Raw genomic sequence first — 19,024 nt, forward strand, 5'->3', positions numbered from 1 at the left:
GAATCGCTTTTTCATTGCCGTTCCTCTCTCGAACGGACTCTACACCGTCACCGTACTAAACGCGGGGAGCAGGTCACGAGCGCACCAGTGGCCACGCCGGATAGAATTGGGCGTAGCTAGCCAGCGATGGCCCCACGCGCACTCCCACTCCAGCTTTGTCGCACTATTCACATAGCTTGTGGAGACACACATTCCTCCACGCTCGGCCGCAATCATACGCATCAGGTCGATACCGAGTTTGGCCGCATTGTGACTGCAGGCGGCGCACCAATGACCTCGAACGACTGCCCCTGGATAAGCCCACCAGCGATGCCCTAGTGCGCACTCCCATTCCAGTTGGGTAGTTGTATTCCTGTAGGAATTGGTTAGGCAACGCCCTCCGTGACCGGCCGCCAACCGACGCATGAGGTCGATACCAAATCGCTTCGCCTCATGCTGGCACTCCGTGCACCATGCTCCACGAAAGATCCGCGCACCTAACATTTCCCATTCGTGACCGGCCTTACATCGAAACCGATAGTTTGCCTTACTTCCTTCATAAACTTGGGAAAGGCAGCTTCCGCCGTGGTTCGCGGCGCACGCGCGTAAGCGAGTCATCCCATCCTTGAGGCGATACGCGTGGACCTTCTGCTGGTTCGAACAGATGCGACACCATGCACCGCGCGTGACCTCGAGACCAACCGTCTCCCATTCATGACCTTCCGCGCACCGGAAACGATAGCGGTCTGAAAGTTTGGTGTAGATTTTCGTCAGGCATTTGCCGCCGTGCGAACGCGCGACATTGCGCATTCGGTTCATCCCGTCGGGGGCGGCCATGCGTTTCGAATGTTTGGCATGCGCGCACAGTACGCACCAAGCCCCTTTCTCCAAACTACCGACAGACTTTTCAAAGATATGCCCCTCACGGCAAGCAAATCTATAGCGTGTCGATCGCCCCACATATCGGTCCGACAGACATCGGCCACCTGCCTGACGCGCGAGGTGTTTAAGGTACTGCAAAGCTTCGTCATCTCTACAGGCAGGGCAGTTCACGAGGTGATAGAAAAGATGAGAGCCCGATCGACTCACTTCATGGCCCTTTGGGCAGCGGAATCGATATTGCGCATGCCAGCCGAGCCACTCCGTATCGAGCAGCTTCAATCCGTATGGCAAGAGTGCCTTGCGCAAGCGCTTCAACTGATCGGCGGACAATGCAGCTCCTCACATCGGTAGCATTCCTTCGACGATGCCTGCTAGCTTACCCGTGGACACACTTCAACGTTGGGGAGATTTCGTATCGGATTGACCCGATGAAGTTTGGGGGCTAGTCTTCGCTTTTTAACTAAACGAACTCCCCAAGCCTATGGCAACTTACCTTGAACTGAAAGCACAGGCGGATGCGTTGGCAAAACAGGCAGAGGCTGCACGTCTCGCGGAACTTGAAACGATTGTTGCGGCGATTCGGGAACAAGTGGCGGAATATGGTATTACGCCTGAGCAGATCTTCGGGCGAAAGCGTGGGAGCGTCGCTGGCAAGCGTGCGCCTGCGGCTCCGAAGTATCAGGATCCGAAGACCGGTGCTACGTGGAGCGGCCGCGGCAAGCCGCCTCAATGGATCGCCAAGGCGAAGAACCGCGATCGCTTTCTGATTGTCGCCGCTGACGTCGAATAAGGCGGTAGTTTTTCGATCCTCATCGTCGGCCGATCGGTCGGCGATGCTGCGCTCAATATAGCGCGAGAGTGCATATCCGATGTGTGGACCCTAGCTCCGCACTACGAGCAATGGCGCAGCCTTCGACCGTCGAACAAACATGCGCGCCGTTCAAGATTCCCCCAAGCACGGCTACCTCGAAGGTACGGTAGCCAAGCAGCCTCTCATAGCGGACCACCCGATTCAGCTTGAGTCGTCCCAATCACCTCAAGTCCGCACTCACGAAACCAAGCAATCGATTCTGGCAACCGCCGCCGAATACGTTGATATTTCTGCGCAACTCGCGCTCGGTCGACAGCGCTTACCAGGACACATAGTCACGTCGCCAACGGACCTTCCATTTATATCGATATTAATTCACAACAAACGAAGATCTATAGCGCGGCGCACCCAGAATTCCCGCTCAAATTCGCCACCACAAATCTCCAGGCCGATTTAGATCGACCGACAATCAACGGCGCACCGAAAAAATTAGCGTACATTGCATTGATTAAAATCGATCTCAGATGTACGATAATTTCGACGAATGCTTAAGCGAATTTTTTCACACCCATCCTTGTAGGCTCCACTATCGCGAGGAGGAAACGCTGGAGAAAGTAAGCGATGAATTACCGGCTCGCCCCTGACTCCACATCGCATTTCGGGGCAGGGAAGATAACATTGAAGCGCCCAGCAGAAATTTTGGAACATCGAATTCCACAATTATCCCGACCACATGAAAGTAAATTTTGGGAAGATTTTTTCCATTTTCACACTAGCATCCTTTATTTTTTCCGCCGCGGGATATCTACTGTGGGCCCCGACCGACGCCCCGACCGACGTATTCGATACACACGGACGAGACAAGTGTCGCGCGAGCTCATCTCCAGAAGGCATCGGACAAGTGTATCTGCATATCGAGGGGGGATCGGGTGGAAAATTCCGTATGAAAGGTTCGGTGTATGTTCCGGTCTGGCTGTGGCCGAAAGCCGCCCCCGAGTCGCTGAGAGGATGGGCCAGCCTTCCCGCGATGTCAGAAGACGGAAATATACATTTTGCCGGGCTACCGGTATCCATTTCCCCTCCAGTCGAAACCAGGCTTGGTTCGATCGCGGTTTATCAGATGGATATCGAAGAACGATCTGTCGGCATCGGATCCCTTCGAAATTACCCTTTCGACCAATATTGGGTGGGCATAAAATCGGCACAATTGAATCTGCAAACGCAGTCTGGACAACCAGTCGCAAGTGTCCCGTTGGAGCTAAGTGTTCGCTTCGATGGCGAGTCTGGATGGGACGCACGACGCGACATCGGCGTGGATGATGCGACACCAGCACGCTTCGATACCTTCACAAGTCAGAGCAATCAATCCTCTGGGATGCGTTCCTGTGGATTTACCATCAAGCGAAGCTTCTGGTATATCGGGTTCGTTTTTTCGTTGCTTGCCATCTCGGCCACGCCTGTCTTATACGTCTGGCGTCGACCGCAGGAACCAGCTGGACTGGAACTCATCGCGGCGATTCTTGGTATGGCGACCCTGCGATCCTATCTGATTGGCCCACCACCGTCTGTTGGAAGTCTATTGCCCTTCGATTTTATCTTGGCGTTAGTTATTATCGCGGTCGCTTTTATTCCGCTCTGGAAGCGCAGCCCCCATGGACCGAAATGACCGCCTCTCAACGTCAGCGCACAAGCGCCGAAGCGGATAGCACACGTCCTTTCGCATCGGTCACGATTTTCGTGCCTTGCAACTACATTTTGATTTTTTTGGAGAAACAATGGGACCTATTTATCTGACTGCATTCGCCGGCGTAGCCGGGGCCATTTTGGCCCTTGTCGGCGTTTTCATCACGAGCCGAACCCAAACAATCAACCTAGATATCAATAATCAATTTCAACTCGCACTTGCCAAGGAAAAATCCAGAATCGATCTGCTGACGAAATCCAATGAAACTGCAGCCATTCAACTAGCCACTGCACATAAACTTCTGAGTCATATAGCTCGAGAATTCTCCATAACTGGACTCAACATCATGTGGAGCGCATCAATGTCTGTTGACGAATTCAATGGAAAATATTTTTCATTATGCGAGAAAGCCGACGAAATCAGAATGATCGTTGATTTTCATGCGTCCTCAGCCTCTGAGGCTTGCAGCGAAATGTACGGTCAGATGAATATTTTTTGGGGAAATTTTCGCCAAGTCCTGCACCTCACCGAGATGGGCGAAAAAGTGGATCACAATACTCGATGCTTTCAAAAGGCGCATGACGCGGCGATGGAAATCGAAAAAAAGGCGGCTTTCGCAAAAAGCCGATTGCGACAAAGCGTTGAATCGCATCGAGTTTTTGCCTAAACTCAGACCCTTGTCAGTTGGTCACCAAGTGTGCTCGGACCGGCCGTCCACACTCGAGTTGATACCCGCCCGTAGATCGCAGCCCTGCTTAGACTGAAAGGAACAAGGGACATTAACCTCGGTGGAAGATCTCGTTGTTTTCAGATAACTTGGGCGTCTCGAGAATGGCTATTTGGGCATTCTGCAGCACTTCGTCGCTTACTTCGTAACGGCGTAGCCATTCGGTCGTCGACTTGGCGGTATTGTAGGTCGCCGCCTCTCCGCTCACAGAACCGTGTTGCAACGCATCGAGATCATTCGTCCGGATCATGCGCAATACGTGATCGAGCACAATATAGGCAGGAGGTACAACGGGCGGTTGACCGTCGACGTCGGAAGCTCCTGAATCAGGTATGACTCCGGCACGGACCACAATACCGCGGCCGTAGTCTCCGATCGCGAACCATTCCTGAGGCAACTCGGAGCGCAGTCGCGAGAGGCCGCCCACGGCGTCGAGCATCGATTGATCAATGGCAGTCAGCCAATCCACCGTTTTTATCTTCCCTTTCAGTTGACGCGTTGCGAGGTCGCTAGGCACGCCCACATCGAGGCCTGGCAACATGCGCGAGATCAAATATTCGGTGGATTCGTTCTGATTGACGCTCGTGGGCGAGAGATTGACCGCGAAACCTGCGTGTCCGTGAGCCGCGCCAAGTCGACTCGCCGCGTCAAAGAAGAGCTTCACGAACGCGTCAGGATTCGACAGTACGTTAGCCGAGGGCCAGGAAAATGACAACGCGTTGAATCCTCGGTTTCCGGCCTTTTCCTGCCGTTGCCGCAGACCTACCACGGAGAACTGATAGAGGCTCGCGTCAGTCGGCTCTTTACCCCCGACGTAGTCGAAGTCAAAACGATCCTCGGGCGTCAATAAAGTGGCAAGCACTGCTATTGGCTTCGCCATCGTGATCGCCTGTGCGGCCTTGCCGTTATTCCAGACAAACGTCAACTTGTCGGGTACGGCCTGGACATACTCTTCGAAGCACTCGGCAATCGCGGCGCGCACGGACGTGTCGTAGGCGCGCTCGAAATACAGCGCAGCACGTACGACGAGCGCCGCGCCGATGCCACCGGTCGCGTACCGAGGTTCGAGCAAGCCGTTGGCGATAAGGGCAAGATCTTGATTTTCCTTGGCCAGATCGAAGAAGTTTTTGTCGAAGATTCTGTGCAATTTCGGTCGCGTGATCTATTAGCCACGTGTACGTCGATCTTGAGCTGTTCGCACGCAAGCCACCTGTTCGTTAAATCCTTTATATTCAATTCCTGCCCACGCCCAATTAAGGCTACTTGCACGGAAAACGCGTGGACAAGGCATGCAAATAATCAAGTCTGATCAATTGAAAAACATTGATTCCAGGCGGAGGATTGTTAACCACCGACATTGCACCTGGTGCATTCAACAGATAATCATCCAGGATCGATAGCTTGTTTTTCATATCCAGATCGACACTTGGTGGCAAGCAAAACACCCCCTTTCTGGGGTCTTTTGTCAAGGATTCGTTTACTGCATAGAATCCGTCGGTAACACCGGTTAGCCAATACTTAAATTCAAATGAATCTTTGAAATTCTGATAATGCTTCCAATCTACCGCATTCACGGTGCCTGTTACGGCGAGTGCGATGAGCCCAACACAGATCCTTTTCATCGTATTCCCGAATTCTGCGATTGTCAGTGGTCGACTCACCTAGCATGACCCGCAAGCTGTCGACGCCTCCGTCGTTCCTCGCTTCGACCAAGCCAGACGTTATGTGATGCAAACACCGTGGATGCTAACGCATCATATCGGAACCATAGTGGGCATGCCAGCCCCGCTCAAAGGTCCCGATCCAAATCAACGACTTGTGTCGTTGCGGGATGTGCTCGCCTTCAACGTGCGCGCGGTTCGGGTCAGAAACTCGCTGAGTCAAGAACAACTCGGATTCGCAGCAGAGCTAGATCGAACATTCATCAGCCAAGTGGAACGGGCGCGGATCAATGTCTCGCTTGACAATATTGAGCGCCTAGCCGATGCGTTGGGCGTGGCGGCCCACATTTTGCTTCAACGTCCCGACCCCAGCTCTATCGCGAAGACCCAGAAGGTCGGATAGAGATGCCATCGGCGCAAAGGAACGTTGCCTAACGCCGGTGAAGGCGGCGGCGCACCTTAATTAAGCTCCATTTGCTTGGGCGTCCATCTGTGTTCGGGCGACGCTGTTGCTGAACCGCTACACCGCGTCCCGCGGCTTGAGAAAAGCCTTCTGCGCTATCTCCTAGATCGCTGAGACACGCCCGAAACAAGCGCCGCGCCGCAACGAATCCACATTCGGGTCGATCAGCCGAAGCTTGCCGCCGGCGACGATCCGCTCTTGACGAGCGACTGCACCGGGTCCTCGAAGCCGGCCCAAGCCGCCATCGCGACGAACCCACCAACGCGACTACACCGCACGTCGAGCTTCTCGAGACCTGCTGTTACGTGTTGGGGCTGACGAGGACGACGGTGACGGGCGTGGGTGAAAACGCCTTCACGATGGCGTCGATATCGTCCGGCTTGGTGGCGCCACCGCGGGAAGCACATTGGCGCCCGCCTGCGAATACGCCCTCAGCCGTGTCAGCGAGCCCTCAAGCTTGGTTCTTTCCAGCGCCTCTCGAGAAAACAGCCAGCCGGTAAAGCCTGGCCTGCCCCTCAGAACTGCTTCCGGCTTCATTTCGCCACTAAGGATCAACCGAAAAAGACGCTCGACCATCTCGTTACGCCAAGCGCACGACCGAAGCACCCGTGCCAACGCTATCTGTCCGGCGCCCTCATAATCGACGAGCGGTAAATCTTCGGCAAGCTTGAGTAGCTTCTCGATACCGGATCTCAACACTTGCACGTTTACTCGTTTGTTGAACTGCACGGTGCCTCCTTGAGCCTCCGGAAAGAGGAGCGGGAGCAACACGATCTGCCGTCGATTCGAAATCCCAAGATTTCGTAGCGCCTTGATACCCGACTGCTCATGCAAGATCTGCCGAATCTTCGGTAGGTCTTCGCGCCGAACTGCTAGCAACATTCGCCTGCTTCGAGACGGGCGATATTTGACCTCGATTAGCCCCTTCCCGGCCAACTCCTTGAGCTTCTCCTCTTTCATATTGAGTTCTCGAGCAGCGCTGGAGGCCCACATCCAAGGCAATCGAGATGAAACGGCGTCCACCATGGAATTTCTGCGATCAAGCGAAGGCCACGGCCAATGGTCGACGAGGTACTGCAAAAAGCATTCCTTCAGGAATCCGAATTGCGTTTTATGATGATTTGAGCGAATATAAAGATAGATGCCGCGAAAGGTTGATTCGATGGATCCCTCGTCATCACCTCGCTCCTTGTGCATGGCACTCAGATACGTTAAAAAGCCACATGGCCAAGCTGATAGTGCATCAGCCGCTGGTTCGAGAGTCGCGATAGCGTTGCTCATTTCGCCGATGTGACTTGCCCCACGAAAGTAACCGCCCTTGTCGGCATCAGCCGGGCTCCCGAAGTGCACAACAAGAACAATCATCTCATGCAACGAAAGTCCATCGAATACAGAAGATTCTCCGCAAAAATTTGGAAGCCTACTAGCTATTATTGAGGATAGCTCAGTGAACTTCGTTGGTGCTGACGATGTTTGCATGTCTGCAAACCGTTCTCCACAGTCGCAGCAAAGCAGCGATTTTCTTGTCCAAAGTATGGGTCGGTTGCACGCGCCACACCGATCGATCAGCCAGCATCGATGCTTGGTGCACGCTAGATAGGGACGCAATTCCCACTCGGCTGCCCAGCGCGTCTGTTCGCGCAAGCAAAGCGGGCAGCACCGTGCAGTCTTGTTCAGCCACGCCCTGGGCGCAGAGCGACGTAAACTGATCAGACTATTCAAGTATCGTCTCGATTCGACCGGGGGCGCGATACGATCCCAAGACAACGCCTTCTCAAGAGCCGTCTCGTCGAGGACTACACCAAGCTGATACAGGCGATCTAGCGAGATACCATTGCTGACGGCGATGCGCTTCATATAGGCCGAACTCGCCTCTCCGACCTGGATGACCGGGTGCATAAACATCCTTGGAGGAGAGGCGATTGCAACCGCTACCGACGATTCAGCGGAGTTTCTTGCCATTTCCATTCACGTCGCGAGCGAGATACCAGAAGGGCTCACCAGTACCCACGAGATCACGCAACTCCGCATCGGGGTGAAATGGATTGAGCCTACCTACCCCACCAGCCCAGACCTCCTCGGCAAAAGCTTGTTCGAATTCCGTAAGACCGAGCCGACTCTTACCACGCTCAATGGCACACAAAACCGCCCCGTCGATGATCTTGGCAACGTAGTCGATTACACCGGCGGAAGCCAAGTACATTCTCATCGCGAAATCCGGAGAATAAAGTTCGGAGCACGGCAAGGGTAATCGGCTCTGCATGTACTTCAGTACGCCAGCAAATTCCCGACGATCGTCCGGCAGCGCCCAATCAAACCGACGCAGCTCATGATGCGCTGAGAATCGCCGGGTCAGCTGAGGGTTAGCCTCCAGAACCGTAGCACTCTTCGGCAGGCCCGCTACGATCATCACAATGCTGCTAGCCTCCAGGAGATTCTTCAACCAATCCGTTGCGCGACTTGCCTCCGCTATCTGCCCGGCGTCGACGAAATGCTGAAATTCGTCGATGATCAGCAATTCCACCCTGCATTGTTTGAGTAGCTCGAGGAGGTATATCGTCCGATCTTCCGCCGAAGCTCGCCGTATTCGATCCCCTAGTGCATGGAGGATCGCCTGCACGAGGTTCTTGATGGTTGGCCTCGATGGCATGACAACATATAGCACCGGAACAACCGGGCCTTCGGTTGTTTCAAACCGCTCGAACTGGCTGGCATAGAACTTCAGGATGGTGGTCTTCCCGGTTCCAGTGTGTCCCAAGAATGCTAGTGCGCGCGGCCCCGGTGACATCGCTCGCCATTGACGATGAATAGCAGCGATCCGCCGCAAAGCGATGCAGAATCGGTCATAGTGGATGAGTTCTTTTCGTATCGAAAATCTGACGACCAGAGTACGTGACTTCTTCGCGTCCTCAGGAAGGCCGATCGTCGCAAGAAAATCAAGAGGATCTTTTTTGATGGTTTGGATATCAGTACCCACGAGCGTCTCCTTGATACTTGGGATTCGGCGAGCCATTCAGATCGGGGATCTGTCCGATGTCGAACGAGTCAGGCATAGGCTGTTGCGATTCTCGGATACGTGGCCGACTCGAGTTGCGAGAGCGACGACGATCGCTCGACTCATCAGAAAACACTTGCTCGCTGTCCGTGATATCGAGGGAAGCAGCTCGCTTGCGATCTCGCAGTTTCTTCGCCCGCAAAGCTTCGCGAATCATGGACTGGATCTCAGCCTTCACTCGCAACAGATGCTCGTCGTTCCACTTGTTCCCGTGAGCAAGCCTTGTCCGTTGGCGAATCAGAAGATGCTGGTGTAAGGTCATGCCGTCCGCATAGTTCGCGAATCGTTGCGTAACGGGCACCTTGAAATAGCTCCCAGCTTCGTCATCAAAGACGTGGATGTAGCTGACATCATCTTCGTAGCGCTTCAACTGCACGTGCGTCCGGTAGTTGCGCGCACGGCTGCGCAGTACCTGGAGGTGTTCGTTGTTGTAGTACAGGCCATCAAGCTCGACGCCGTAGTGCCAAACGGTTCGGCTCTCCGGTAGTCCCGTCAATACATCGAGCAGTTGCGGGTGTGCCGGCAGTTCGATCCGTACGTTCGCGATACCCTGTTGCCATTTTTCTGCTGGAGTCATTCCCAACGCGCGATGCGGCGTATAGTGATACTCGTCGACGATCCATTTGATAAGGATCTGCGTCAGCGTCTTCAGATCGATCGCGGCCAGTTGCTCCGCCGGGTAATCGCCACGTTCATCGACGCACGAGAACACGGTCCCCGGCAGCTTATGCATCACTGAGCGCTGGATTGTGCCGATTACTCGCTCGACAGCCCCTTTGAACTCCGGTTGCCCCGCGGGGCAATAGAGCATCGAGATGCCCATCTCGCCACACACCATCTGGACCGCTTCCGCGTGGAGCTCCATGCCGTTGTCGACGGCAACGAGGTGCGGAATGCCGTACCCAGGATGTTCGCGATGCAGATCGACAATCTTGCCCCATCCCGCCTTTGGCAAGATCGCGCGTTTGAGGCACTGCAGTACCGATTGGGCCGAGGGAGTTCGGAAGCTTATATAGAAGCCAAGAATGACTCGACTATATCGGTCGATAGCAACCGTGATCCACGGCCGGCCCAACGGCAGGTTCGTGGCCAGGTCGATCACCAGGACATCCAGAGGCGTGTGGTCGATCTCGACACGATGCAAGGGAAAATCGGCTGTGGCCATTCCCTTCACCCAACGGGCCTTTCTAGCGGCAAGGTCTTTCCCCAGCCGCGCTTCGTCCGCCACGTTCTGATCGAGGTTCCTCAACCAGCGATACACCGTCGACTCGACAGGACAGGTGAGCGGCGACTGATCAGGTCGATTCTTGTTGTATTGGTTGATCTTCTCGACCAAGCTACCGTAGACATCTTGTCCCGAACGCTTCTGTGGATCGAGATATATCTCGTTAACAGCCTCCTCAAATAGCACCTGGATGACGCCATCGCGTCGACGCCCGCTATTCGTTCTGCGATCGGTCAGCTTGGTGACACATTGCGTGTATCGATATTGTCTCCACCAGCGCTTGATACTGCTGACCGAGGGCACCACCGTATCGCCGATCTCTGCAGCAATCTTCGCGGTCTGTTCGCGTATCCACGCGTTCGTATCAGTGAAACTTTCCGTCAGCTTCTGCATGTAAATGTGCCGACGCCGTGCATTTTGCTGATGGTGTTTCGGGAATGTAGAGAGATCGCGTGGAACGGCCGTGAACAGCACGTTCGGATCGACATTCAGACTCTGCTCATCGATTGACATCGTGTTGAGCAAAACCGCTTGGTAAAGCTCGTCGCGACTCATCGTGCGCGGCTCGCCCTCATCACACTCGAGCTTTATCTTCCCGAAAACCGTCCGGCCAATAATCGTCCATCGTTTGAGTCCTTCTCGGAATACCAGACCCTTCTTGAAGGTGAATCGGATCATGATTGCTCCTCCGAGGCGAAGCGCAGCATGGTCGAATTCGTCAATGCGGTGTCGCGATCGAACTCCAGGCAACCTGCTGACAGCAGGCGCATGATCGCGTGTTCACTCCCTGCGATTGAACAGGCACGGCCAAATGTCAACGGTTGAACCTGAGCTAAACGCCGCAAAAGCTCAACACGTTCGAATCCGGATGGAGTGGATCGGCGGTGATAACTTAGGCGCTCAAGATTGGCAATTCTTGCTGCACCTCCGACGTCGCGTTCGGTCAAAACCTTGAACGACTGACCTCGATGCGCGTAGTGCTGCGCGATATCTTGCAGCCGCTCACGCAGGTCAACCCGACGTAGCTTCGATGAAGGCTTGATCTCGACATGTACAGACGCTCCATTTCTCATCGTCAGTTCAAAATCGGGAAAGTACTGCCGTACTCGATGGTGGCGGTCGCGATAAGTCACTCGGGTCGGTTGCTCGCGATAGCGTGCGACGTCCGGCGAAAACTCGAAGTGCATGGCCGCATCGAACTCAAGCCGCGATTCACACTGCACGAGCGCGCGATTCTTGGTTGAGGGATACAAGTAGCGGACACGTCGTCCAGATCGGGTCAGCACTTTGCGTGCAGTAGTCGTCTTCTTCATGGTTCAGTAATAGGAGATCCGCCCGCTCTTCACGCGGGTACAGATACGGATAGCACCAAATTTCGGACGTAAGTACACCCCGCCACGCGTGCTACGCGTGGTCGATGGATACAAACGGAAGGGAAGAAGGCTTGACGATATGGATCATCTGGACGAAACTACCGGCGTCAACTAGTGGTGCGTCCAGCCCACACAAGAAGCGGGGCAAGCCTTTGGGTTTGTCTCGCTTTTTACATTTTGGCGTCCTCCTTCCCTCTTCTGACCACGCGACCAACAATCGGTCGCTCTACCTCCTGGCCCATTCCGCTTCGCATTGCGATGACATCGCGAATCACGCGCACTTGCGCATCGGTCAGCCTGTCCAGGTCGTGCCAAAGCTCGCTGCAGAGACGATATACGTCGGCAGACGCCGTATGAGGAATCGTGAAGTGTCGTTGCGAGAGCAACAGGGCCTCGTGCAGACTCGAGTGTTCGTCGTCTGAGAGCCGCAGGCACGCGGCGAGCCGGTCAACGACTGCCGGCGAGGGAGGGCCCTTCGTACCAAGCTCAATGGCCGAGACGTAGCTTTGCTCAAGCGCCATGGCCACTGCCAGATCCTTCTGGCGAATGCCGTAGCGAAGTCTGAGTGCGCGTAGTCGTTCGGAAAAGGGGCTCACCTAGTTAACTCATGAAAGGAGTTCTTAGCACCGAGCAATGTTATGGTGACTCCGCGCAAGAAGTCAAAAGCACCGCTTTGATTTTAGGGAGCTTTTTGTACTTCGCATGCGATGCAATAGGATAATTACAGAGACACGGACGCGCGCTGAAAACGCCACCCACAAAGGGATTCGTCGATTTCAGCGCGAGTTAGAATGTTTCTTCTGGAACAAAACCCCGAGCGGATATCTGAGCTCCGGTCAGCAATACAGCTCTTTGCAACGACTGGGGATCGTTTCGATCTAAGCTCGGCAACCAGCCACCAATGTGCCTACTCTCCGTCCGCAGCAACCCGCAAACCTCACCACTCGGAAGGAATGCTCTTCTCGCCGCCTGCACACAACTTCGACCGAGCAGTCTCATCTCTCGGTCATCCTCGAGCTAGGAATTCGACCAAATTAGCAACATAATTCTCAGCGCGACGAAAAATGAAGCTACACGCGATGGGCTTCGACAGGTGACGTCTTTGTCAGCCGAGAAAATTCAAGCATGAGGTGCACATGTGCAGCATCAATGAAACCTTCGGTACAGAATTTCCATCCGTTGGTCCTAATTCAGACATCCCATCAACCGTGATCGACATGCTTACTGCGCTTGTGCAAAAGATGGTCGATGAATCTGGGAATCCTAATGACTTTGACTCACGCGCGTGGATGCTTGACTGGATTCACTCCCCGATTCCTGCTCTTGGTGGGAGACGGCCGACAGACTACCTTCACACACCCGATGGAATTGATCTAATTTCGAGGATGCTAGTGAGCGGACAAATGGGTGCCTACTGGTAAATCAATTCGGCCTATGGCGCCACGAGTCCGTTCGGTTCGACGTCTGACGACCGCGTCAATGATCACGTCGGAGGTTGTCCACAGATTGCACCTCTCGCTCCAGCCCGAGCGACGCCGACAGGCTGGTCGCACGAAACCGCACGCGCAGCAGGTACGACTGCAGCCTGCACACTAGGTAGCGGGCCTTGCTCCCGAGGGGCTACTCTGTTGCAGGCCGAATACCAATCGGCGGTTTGATTCGAGCGCGAATCTCTTGGCACACCGGAATTCCCGAGTCAACCGCGACCTCCAAGGAAATACATAACACGAATCGGACGTTGCCGACGAGGTCGCCAGCATCAGCGGCACAGTTCACCTTGCACTCGAATCGATCGCCATCTATGAATGCTACGGCGTCCTCGCCCTCCAATATCTCGTGCTGTACCGTTCTTCGCAAGGCCGTCCTATCGTGAACGCTGTTGGTTCTCTTGATACGCAGTTGTTCCTGAGGTGGCGTGATCCATAGCCGAGATGGTGACTCATCTCGCCGCCCAGCGCTCGCTCGATCAGCGCCTTCTTAAGGGCCAACGTCGCGGCATTGATCACTTCGGCTGTCATCGGGCCGCTGCCGAATTGCTCAAGCAGCTCGGCAGGAATCGCCGGCAGGTCTACCGGTTTGGCTTTCGGTTTGCGAGGCATATAGTCTCCTTCGGAGCATCATGTGCCTTGAACACGAAATTACTGACAGGCCCGCGCTCGACACCCCACCACTACCGGATACACGCATGACCGCAACCGCAGCCGTCACAGCCTCAGCCATCTCGACAGTCTCAGCAGTATCCGCAGCGATTGACATTATTCGCAACCTCGGCCTGGTCGCCATTCCCTTTACGCTGTATTTTGCGTGGACAAAAATCGGCTTCCGGGTGATCGCGCAGGCCACGTGGGGCGTCAGGCGGCATGCCGCATCGGGCATAAGTCGCTTGACATTGATCAACATGAAAGACCGCGCCATTCCGGTTTTCCACGTCCATGCCGAGCAGGACGGCATGGTGATCCCCCTCAAAGATTTCGACCCACCGCTCATCTTGCGAGCGTATGAAGCAACGAATGTCGAGATACCGGAAGTCAGCCAGTATTACGTCGGAGACCAGCCGTTCAAATGGGAAGCGGGAAGCGAACTGCACAAGATCACTATCTACCTGTCAACAGCTTCGAAAATGGTGAAGTGCATGAGTGGTTCCCCCCCAAGCCATATCGGTTTCGCCATGAGAATGAAAAGAGCGCTCGTGTTCCGGCATACCGAGACGTTTAACAATCGCGTGTACAACGACAGCATCAAATACGCGATTGTCTATCGACTCGATGGCACCCAGCACACTGCGTTCATCGACAAGAGCGGATTCATCGATTGGGAATTTTCCCCCAACATGCTGCGCCTACAGGACATGCCCAGCGAGCAGGCGATTCGCGTCGCCCTCGATGCGTCAGGCATCGACAAAATCATCGGCCATTACTTCGTTGAAACACTCGGACAGAATCGCCCGAAATCAGCCGCCGGTCGCAAGTGACTTGTCACAAGCGCCCCATACACGCGAGGATCGCTTCGGTGGCCGTGCCGCCCGCGCCCACCTGTGCCGCAACCTCGCGCGTGCAGGTTCATAAGCGGCGCGTTGTGTGACAAATTCCTTCGGGCTACTACAGGAACAGTTCTAGCCCAGCTGCGGAAGAAATGAGGTATCGACAACGTACTGCTTCGGGTTGGCGGGGTTGATGACAACGTCAACCTCGTTGCTCCGTACATAGAGTCTCGGATCGAACCAGAGCGCATCACTCTGGAATACGTAGACCTTGTTCGTCGCCGGGTTAAGCCATTGTGCTGTGAGGCGCCATGGATTTTGACCGTTGACTGATTCACCATGGTCGAGTTCAATGCGTTCAAGTCGGGCCGATATGCGTACACCAAATCGCGGCAACCATTCGCGAATCCGGGCCCTGCGAATACACCACCCGAGCAACAATCTCATCTCTTGACCCCCAAGCCTAGGATTTCGGCCAATTTAGCAACATAATTCCTAGCGTGATGATGAAGCTACAAGCGGTGGACTTCGACCATTGCTATCTTCGTCGCCCCGCAGAAACTCAAGCGCGAGGCACACATGTCCAGCATCCACGAAACCGCCGATGGTGAATCACCGGCAGCGAGTCTGACTTCCAACATCCCATTCGCCGTGATCGACATGCTCACTGCGCGGGATCAGAAGATCGTTGACGAATCTGGAAATCCTAAGGACTTTGACTCGCGAGCGTGGGTGGTTGACTGGCTGCACTCACCGATTCCGGCTCTTGGTGGGAGACGGCCCGCTGATTACCTTCATACATCCGATGGCGTTGATCTAATTTCGAGGATGCTGGTGAGCTTGCAAGCGGGAACCTACTGGTAGATCCGACAATGGTATGTCTTTATATGCCAAATTTAGTGAACTCATAAGGCGTGCTTGATGATTTATACAGCCCAGCCTTAATTCGGTCAATCTGCAGCCGAGTGAAGTCAGTATTATGCGGAAGATACATTTTCTGCGTGACCAGCGTCGTCCAATCCCCCTCCGAAACTACACGAGCGCGGGCATAAAACACGAAACTCTCGTGGGTAATAAACGGATGCTCTTTAGCTTGAAATACGCAGGTTGGATCGTGGTAGATCCCTTGGACGACGGTAGAGAAATTCACCATGCAGATATGAGGCTGTTTGCCATACCCATTCAACTGGATGGGATCGTTCAATACGGCAAACAAATGCTTCTTCGACCCCGTTTGGACGAGTACGGCTGAGCCTTCTCTTGGCGCCCATGCCATGATGGCTCAATCCGCTTGAATAGCAAAAATCTGATTGAGTTCGGCTTGATCCCGCAGGCGCTCCATAATTGCCTCAACCTGCGCTTGGTTGTACCCGATCGCAGCCAGCAGACTCTCATGCTGGATGGGTACCATATTTCGATGTGGGTCGGTCCACTCGGGGCAACTGCGCTGGGCGTCATCCACCAATTGGCTGACAGTCATCGCACCATAGTGGTCCCAAACGGCGTCCAACAAGGTTGTATCAGCCTTACTCAGGCAACGAAAAACCCAGTCGTTGACAGCCTTGCTCTTGTTCAACACAACCTGGTGGTCCGCCAGATCCGAAACCCACTCGTCCCAGCCCCCCAGCACCGGCTTCGGATCACCGCCAGTGAGCAAAGCATACGTCCGAGAGAGCACTGGACCTTGCTCCGTTGAGAGAACCGCGTCACCAATAATCGGCTCTGCATACTCTTGGAGCGCTCGCCGTTCAGCGAGGTACAAGAGACGCATCAGCTTCATGCTTGGCATTGGGTCTGCGGCGCGCGCGAGCAAATACCCAGCGACCTGCGCAGCCTTGTGTTCATTGAAGATGAGCTCGAGCATGATGTGTCTCCGGAGCGTACTGGGGACGGCGGAGTCCGACCGACTGACCACTTAGCACTGTGAAGTCTTGACAAACGCAAATTTCGCACGTGCGAAATTCACTTCGACTGTATCTCGCGGATTCCTGTGTGTCTATAAGCAGATATCGGCGAACCGTCACTGAAATTTAAGACCGTTGCAATTCCGCTACCGAGAAAACGCCGCAAGTTTCGAACCACGCCGCAACTGGCGGCGCTCAACGCGCAACGCTCGTACTGTGGCCGTCCAGTTGGTAACCCGTTTGTTACATCGCTAGAACTTAATCTTCGCCCCTCCTAATCGTGGATTGCTCCAGCAAGCGTGCTCAGAGCGTCGAGTCGACTATGTCGGCACGCTCGTCTATCGAGACAGACAAGCGGGTCGACAGATGTTCGATGCCTTGGCAACCGGACTCGCCCGTTCGAATTTAGACTATTTAAAACAATAATTTGATAGTTTTGCTCAAATACCGCAAAAAAGGTCACTTTTTTTGCCAACCTACAACGGGTCGCTCGGCACAGCCGCACGCCCCCCATCCCACCCCCAATAATCCTCCTTGACACCCTATCTTTCGATATATATCTTTAGATATGTTTTCCGATATATAGGACACGATCATGCGACACAACCCCTCCCGCGGCCATGCCCGATGCGACGGTCATGGTGCGCATGCCGGCCCTGACTGGTTCGTCGGCCTCTGGCACGCGATCGGCCGCCATCGCCGCGGCCACGACCCGTTCGGCGGCGGCGGTCCGTTCGGCGGCCGTGGCGGACGCGGCGGCTTTGGCGATTTCGGCGACGACGGCATGCCGCGCGGCCGCCAGTTCAGCTCCGACGATCTCCAGTTGTTGCTGCTCGCGTTGGTCTCCGAGCAGCCTAGCCACGGCTACGAGCTGATCAAGGCGCTCGACACGCGCTCGAACGGCTTCTACAGCCCGAGCCCCGGCATGGTGTATCCGGCGCTCACGTATCTCGAGGAAGTCGGCTTCGTCGCGTCGCAGGCGGAAGGCAATCGCAAGCGCTATGCGCTGACCGATGCCGGCCGCGCGCATCTCGACGCGCAGCGCGAACGCGTCGACACGCTGTTCGCGCGCCTCACGCACCTCGCGCGCAAGATGGAATTCATGCGCCGCGCGTTCGCTGGCGAATCGGCGAGCAGCGAAGCGCCGGACGATGCACAGCCCGGCTGGCTTCCGGAGTTCGTCGAAGCGCGTCTCGCGCTCAAGCGGGCGCTGCTGCACAAGAGCGCCGCCGATGCCGAGGAACAACGGCGCATCGCGGCGATCATGCGCCGCGCGACGGCCGAAATCGAGGGCGGCACCGGCGCGTAATCCGCGCCGCCCCGTCAAACCCCAAGGAGAACGGATTGATGCAGAACACCTCCGAGCGCACCGTGACCCGCGTGCGCCATACCCTCAAGTTCCGCCTGCTGCAGGTCGTGCGCGTGCATGCCGTGACGCCGCATCTGCTGCGCGTCACGCTCAGCGGCCCCGACCTCGCTGATTTCGAATCGTCGTCGTTCGACGATCACGTGAAGGTGTTTTTCCCGCCGCCCGGCGCCGAGCGGCCCGCGATGCCAACGCTCGGCGCGAACGGCCCCGAGTTTCCCGAAGGCGAACCGAAGCCGGTCGCGCGCGACTTCACGCCACGCCGCTTCGACCGCGCCGCCTGCGAACTCGATCTCGAATTCGTGCTGAACCATCCGGGCCCCGCATCGCAGTGGGCGGCGCAGGCTAGCGTCGGCCAAAGGCTCGGCATCGGCGGCCCGCGCGGTTCGTTCGTGGTCCCAATCGATTTCGACTGGCATCTGCTGATCGGCGACGATACGGCGCTGCCGGCGATCGCACGGCGTCTCGAGCAATTGCCGGCGGGCGCCCGTGCGGCGGTCGTGCTGGAAGTCGCGGATCGCACCGCGCAGATCGCGTTCGATACGCGCGCCGACGTGCATGAAATCTGGCGTTTTCGCGCCGAAGCCGACGCGGCGGACGGCGACGTGCTGCTGAATGCGGTGCGCGAACTGCCGCTGCCGTCCTCCGGCGACGGTTATGTCTGGGCGGCGGGTGAAGCGCAATCGATGCGCGCCGTGCGCCTGCACCTGACCGGCGAGCGCGGCATCGACAAGTCGCGGATCCGCGCGGCGGCATACTGGAAGCGCGGTGCGGCGGCCGTACACGAAACGCTGGAAGACTGACGCGAACGGGCGTCCGCGCATCGGCGGGCTTGGCATCGGCGGCGCGGCTGGTATATATGTATGTCTGCGACGCCGCTGTCGGGCGACAGCCGCCGCAGCCCGCCCAGGAGC

The 19,024-nt window shown here is 55.8% G+C and carries 18 protein-coding genes and 2 pseudogenes; 9 read left to right on the forward strand and 11 right to left on the reverse strand.

The window, feature by feature from the left end:
• The first annotated feature begins 1,342 nt into the window (after positions 1–1,342).
• From SB786_RS32920 to SB786_RS32930, 3 genes are all read left to right on the forward strand, one after another.
• Positions 1,343–1,651, forward strand: a complete 309-nt coding sequence (locus SB786_RS32920) for an H-NS family nucleoid-associated regulatory protein (RefSeq protein ID WP_085503418.1) — start codon at positions 1,343–1,345, stop codon at positions 1,649–1,651.
• 964 nt (positions 1,652–2,615) lie between these two features.
• Positions 2,616–3,338 (forward strand): DUF4436 family protein, encoded by a 723-nt coding sequence (locus tag SB786_RS32925; RefSeq protein ID WP_410731111.1) that lies wholly within the window; start codon positions 2,616–2,618, stop codon positions 3,336–3,338.
• A gap of 76 nt (positions 3,339–3,414) precedes the next feature.
• Positions 3,415–4,023 carry a hypothetical protein gene (locus SB786_RS32930; protein WP_410731112.1) on the forward strand — a complete coding sequence of 203 codons (609 nt, stop codon included), beginning with the start codon at positions 3,415–3,417 and terminating at the stop codon, positions 4,021–4,023.
• 112 nt (positions 4,024–4,135) lie between these two features.
• On the opposite strand, the gene SB786_RS32935 is transcribed toward SB786_RS32930, so the two are convergent.
• Both SB786_RS32935 and SB786_RS32940 read right to left on the reverse strand, forming a co-directional pair.
• Positions 4,136–5,230, reverse strand: a complete 1,095-nt coding sequence (locus SB786_RS32935) for a type VI immunity family protein (protein WP_410731113.1) — start codon at positions 5,228–5,230, stop codon at positions 4,136–4,138.
• A gap of 112 nt (positions 5,231–5,342) precedes the next feature.
• Positions 5,343–5,705 (reverse strand): hypothetical protein, encoded by a 363-nt coding sequence (locus tag SB786_RS32940; RefSeq protein WP_410731114.1) that lies wholly within the window; start codon positions 5,703–5,705, stop codon positions 5,343–5,345.
• A gap of 154 nt (positions 5,706–5,859) precedes the next feature.
• Between SB786_RS32940 and SB786_RS32945 the strand changes: the two genes are divergently transcribed.
• Positions 5,860–6,147, forward strand: coding sequence for a helix-turn-helix domain-containing protein (locus SB786_RS32945; protein ID WP_175002208.1), 288 nt, complete (start codon positions 5,860–5,862; stop codon positions 6,145–6,147).
• A 414-nt stretch (positions 6,148–6,561) separates the two neighbouring features.
• Here SB786_RS32945 and SB786_RS32950 read toward each other — a convergent pair whose 3' ends face one another.
• From SB786_RS32950 to SB786_RS32975, 6 genes and pseudogenes are all read right to left on the reverse strand, one after another.
• Positions 6,562–7,581 (reverse strand): hypothetical protein, encoded by a 1,020-nt coding sequence (locus SB786_RS32950; protein WP_410731142.1) that lies wholly within the window; start codon positions 7,579–7,581, stop codon positions 6,562–6,564.
• A gap of 204 nt (positions 7,582–7,785) precedes the next feature.
• Positions 7,786–8,175, reverse strand: a pseudogene (locus tag SB786_RS32955) (TniQ family protein); the annotation flags it as partial.
• Positions 8,150–9,184: a TniB family NTP-binding protein gene (locus SB786_RS32960; protein ID WP_410731115.1), complete on the reverse strand. Its 1,035-nt coding sequence runs from the start codon at positions 9,182–9,184 to the stop codon at positions 8,150–8,152. The pseudogene SB786_RS32955 and the gene SB786_RS32960, both read right to left, overlap by 26 nt.
• On the reverse strand, positions 9,174–11,165 hold the full coding sequence (locus SB786_RS32965; RefSeq protein ID WP_410731116.1) for a DDE-type integrase/transposase/recombinase: 1,992 nt from the start codon (positions 11,163–11,165) through the stop codon (positions 9,174–9,176). The genes SB786_RS32960 and SB786_RS32965 overlap by 11 nt, the downstream gene beginning before the upstream one ends.
• Complete coding sequence (locus SB786_RS32970; protein ID WP_082729748.1) at positions 11,162–11,800, reverse strand: TnsA endonuclease N-terminal domain-containing protein; 639 nt, start codon at positions 11,798–11,800, stop codon at positions 11,162–11,164. The genes SB786_RS32965 and SB786_RS32970 overlap by 4 nt, the downstream gene beginning before the upstream one ends.
• Before the next feature lie 230 nt (positions 11,801–12,030).
• Positions 12,031–12,456 carry a helix-turn-helix domain-containing protein gene (locus tag SB786_RS32975; protein WP_410731118.1) on the reverse strand — a complete coding sequence of 142 codons (426 nt, stop codon included), beginning with the start codon at positions 12,454–12,456 and terminating at the stop codon, positions 12,031–12,033.
• Between the two features lie 645 nt (positions 12,457–13,101).
• On the opposite strand from SB786_RS32975, the gene SB786_RS32980 reads away from it, so the two are divergent.
• On the forward strand, positions 13,102–13,281 hold the full coding sequence (locus tag SB786_RS32980) for an MbcA/ParS/Xre antitoxin family protein (RefSeq protein ID WP_279609890.1): 180 nt from the start codon (positions 13,102–13,104) through the stop codon (positions 13,279–13,281).
• Positions 13,282–13,782: 501 nt separating this feature from the next.
• Here SB786_RS32980 and SB786_RS32985 read toward each other — a convergent pair.
• Positions 13,783–13,959: pseudogene (locus SB786_RS32985) on the reverse strand (IS256 family transposase); the annotation flags it as partial.
• Positions 13,960–14,045: 86 nt separating this feature from the next.
• Between SB786_RS32985 and SB786_RS32990 the strand changes: the two are divergent.
• Complete coding sequence (locus SB786_RS32990; RefSeq protein WP_410731119.1) at positions 14,046–14,831, forward strand: hypothetical protein; 786 nt, start codon at positions 14,046–14,048, stop codon at positions 14,829–14,831.
• A 588-nt stretch (positions 14,832–15,419) separates the two neighbouring features.
• On the forward strand, positions 15,420–15,704 hold the full coding sequence (locus tag SB786_RS32995) for an MbcA/ParS/Xre antitoxin family protein (RefSeq protein ID WP_410731120.1): 285 nt from the start codon (positions 15,420–15,422) through the stop codon (positions 15,702–15,704).
• Between the two features lie 19 nt (positions 15,705–15,723).
• On the opposite strand, the gene SB786_RS33000 is transcribed toward SB786_RS32995, so the two are convergent.
• Both SB786_RS33000 and SB786_RS33005 read right to left on the reverse strand, forming a co-directional pair.
• Positions 15,724–16,116, reverse strand: coding sequence for a hypothetical protein (locus tag SB786_RS33000; RefSeq protein WP_410731121.1), 393 nt, complete (start codon positions 16,114–16,116; stop codon positions 15,724–15,726).
• Between the two features lie 6 nt (positions 16,117–16,122).
• Entirely contained in the window at positions 16,123–16,704 is a 582-nt protein-coding gene (locus SB786_RS33005) for a Panacea domain-containing protein (protein ID WP_410731122.1), read from the reverse strand.
• A 635-nt stretch (positions 16,705–17,339) separates the two neighbouring features.
• Here SB786_RS33005 and SB786_RS33010 point away from each other — a divergent pair.
• Together SB786_RS33010 and SB786_RS33015 are read left to right on the forward strand one after the other, a co-directional pair.
• Positions 17,340–18,053: a PadR family transcriptional regulator gene (locus SB786_RS33010; RefSeq protein ID WP_410731123.1), complete on the forward strand. Its 714-nt coding sequence runs from the start codon at positions 17,340–17,342 to the stop codon at positions 18,051–18,053.
• A gap of 38 nt (positions 18,054–18,091) precedes the next feature.
• Entirely contained in the window at positions 18,092–18,913 is an 822-nt protein-coding gene (locus tag SB786_RS33015) for a siderophore-interacting protein (protein WP_410731125.1), read from the forward strand.
• Positions 18,914–19,024 lie beyond the last annotated feature (111 nt).

This window comes from Burkholderia sp. SIMBA_062 (genome assembly GCF_046534765.1).
Lineage (GTDB): Bacteria > Pseudomonadota > Gammaproteobacteria > Burkholderiales > Burkholderiaceae > Burkholderia > Burkholderia ambifaria.

Coding starts and splice junctions, on each gene's coding strand:
- SB786_RS32920 (WP_085503418.1), top strand. CDS start 1,343: ATGGCAACTTACCTTGAACTGAAAGCACAGGCGGATGCGTTGGCAAAA.
- SB786_RS32925 (WP_410731111.1), top strand. CDS start 2,616: ATGAAAGGTTCGGTGTATGTTCCGGTCTGGCTGTGGCCGAAAGCCGCC.
- SB786_RS32940 (WP_410731114.1), bottom strand. CDS start 5,705: ATGAAAAGGATCTGTGTTGGGCTCATCGCACTCGCCGTAACAGGCACC.
- SB786_RS32945 (WP_175002208.1), top strand. CDS start 5,860: ATGCCAGCCCCGCTCAAAGGTCCCGATCCAAATCAACGACTTGTGTCG.
- SB786_RS32965 (WP_410731116.1), bottom strand. CDS start 11,165: ATGATCCGATTCACCTTCAAGAAGGGTCTGGTATTCCGAGAAGGACTC.
- SB786_RS32970 (WP_082729748.1), bottom strand. CDS start 11,800: ATGAAGAAGACGACTACTGCACGCAAAGTGCTGACCCGATCTGGACGA.
- SB786_RS32980 (WP_279609890.1), top strand. CDS start 13,102: ATGGTCGATGAATCTGGGAATCCTAATGACTTTGACTCACGCGCGTGG.
- SB786_RS32990 (WP_410731119.1), top strand. CDS start 14,046: ATGACCGCAACCGCAGCCGTCACAGCCTCAGCCATCTCGACAGTCTCA.
- SB786_RS32995 (WP_410731120.1), top strand. CDS start 15,420: ATGTCCAGCATCCACGAAACCGCCGATGGTGAATCACCGGCAGCGAGT.
- SB786_RS33000 (WP_410731121.1), bottom strand. CDS start 16,116: ATGGCATGGGCGCCAAGAGAAGGCTCAGCCGTACTCGTCCAAACGGGG.
- SB786_RS33005 (WP_410731122.1), bottom strand. CDS start 16,704: ATGCTCGAGCTCATCTTCAATGAACACAAGGCTGCGCAGGTCGCTGGG.
- SB786_RS33010 (WP_410731123.1), top strand. CDS start 17,340: ATGCGACACAACCCCTCCCGCGGCCATGCCCGATGCGACGGTCATGGT.
- SB786_RS33015 (WP_410731125.1), top strand. CDS start 18,092: ATGCAGAACACCTCCGAGCGCACCGTGACCCGCGTGCGCCATACCCTC.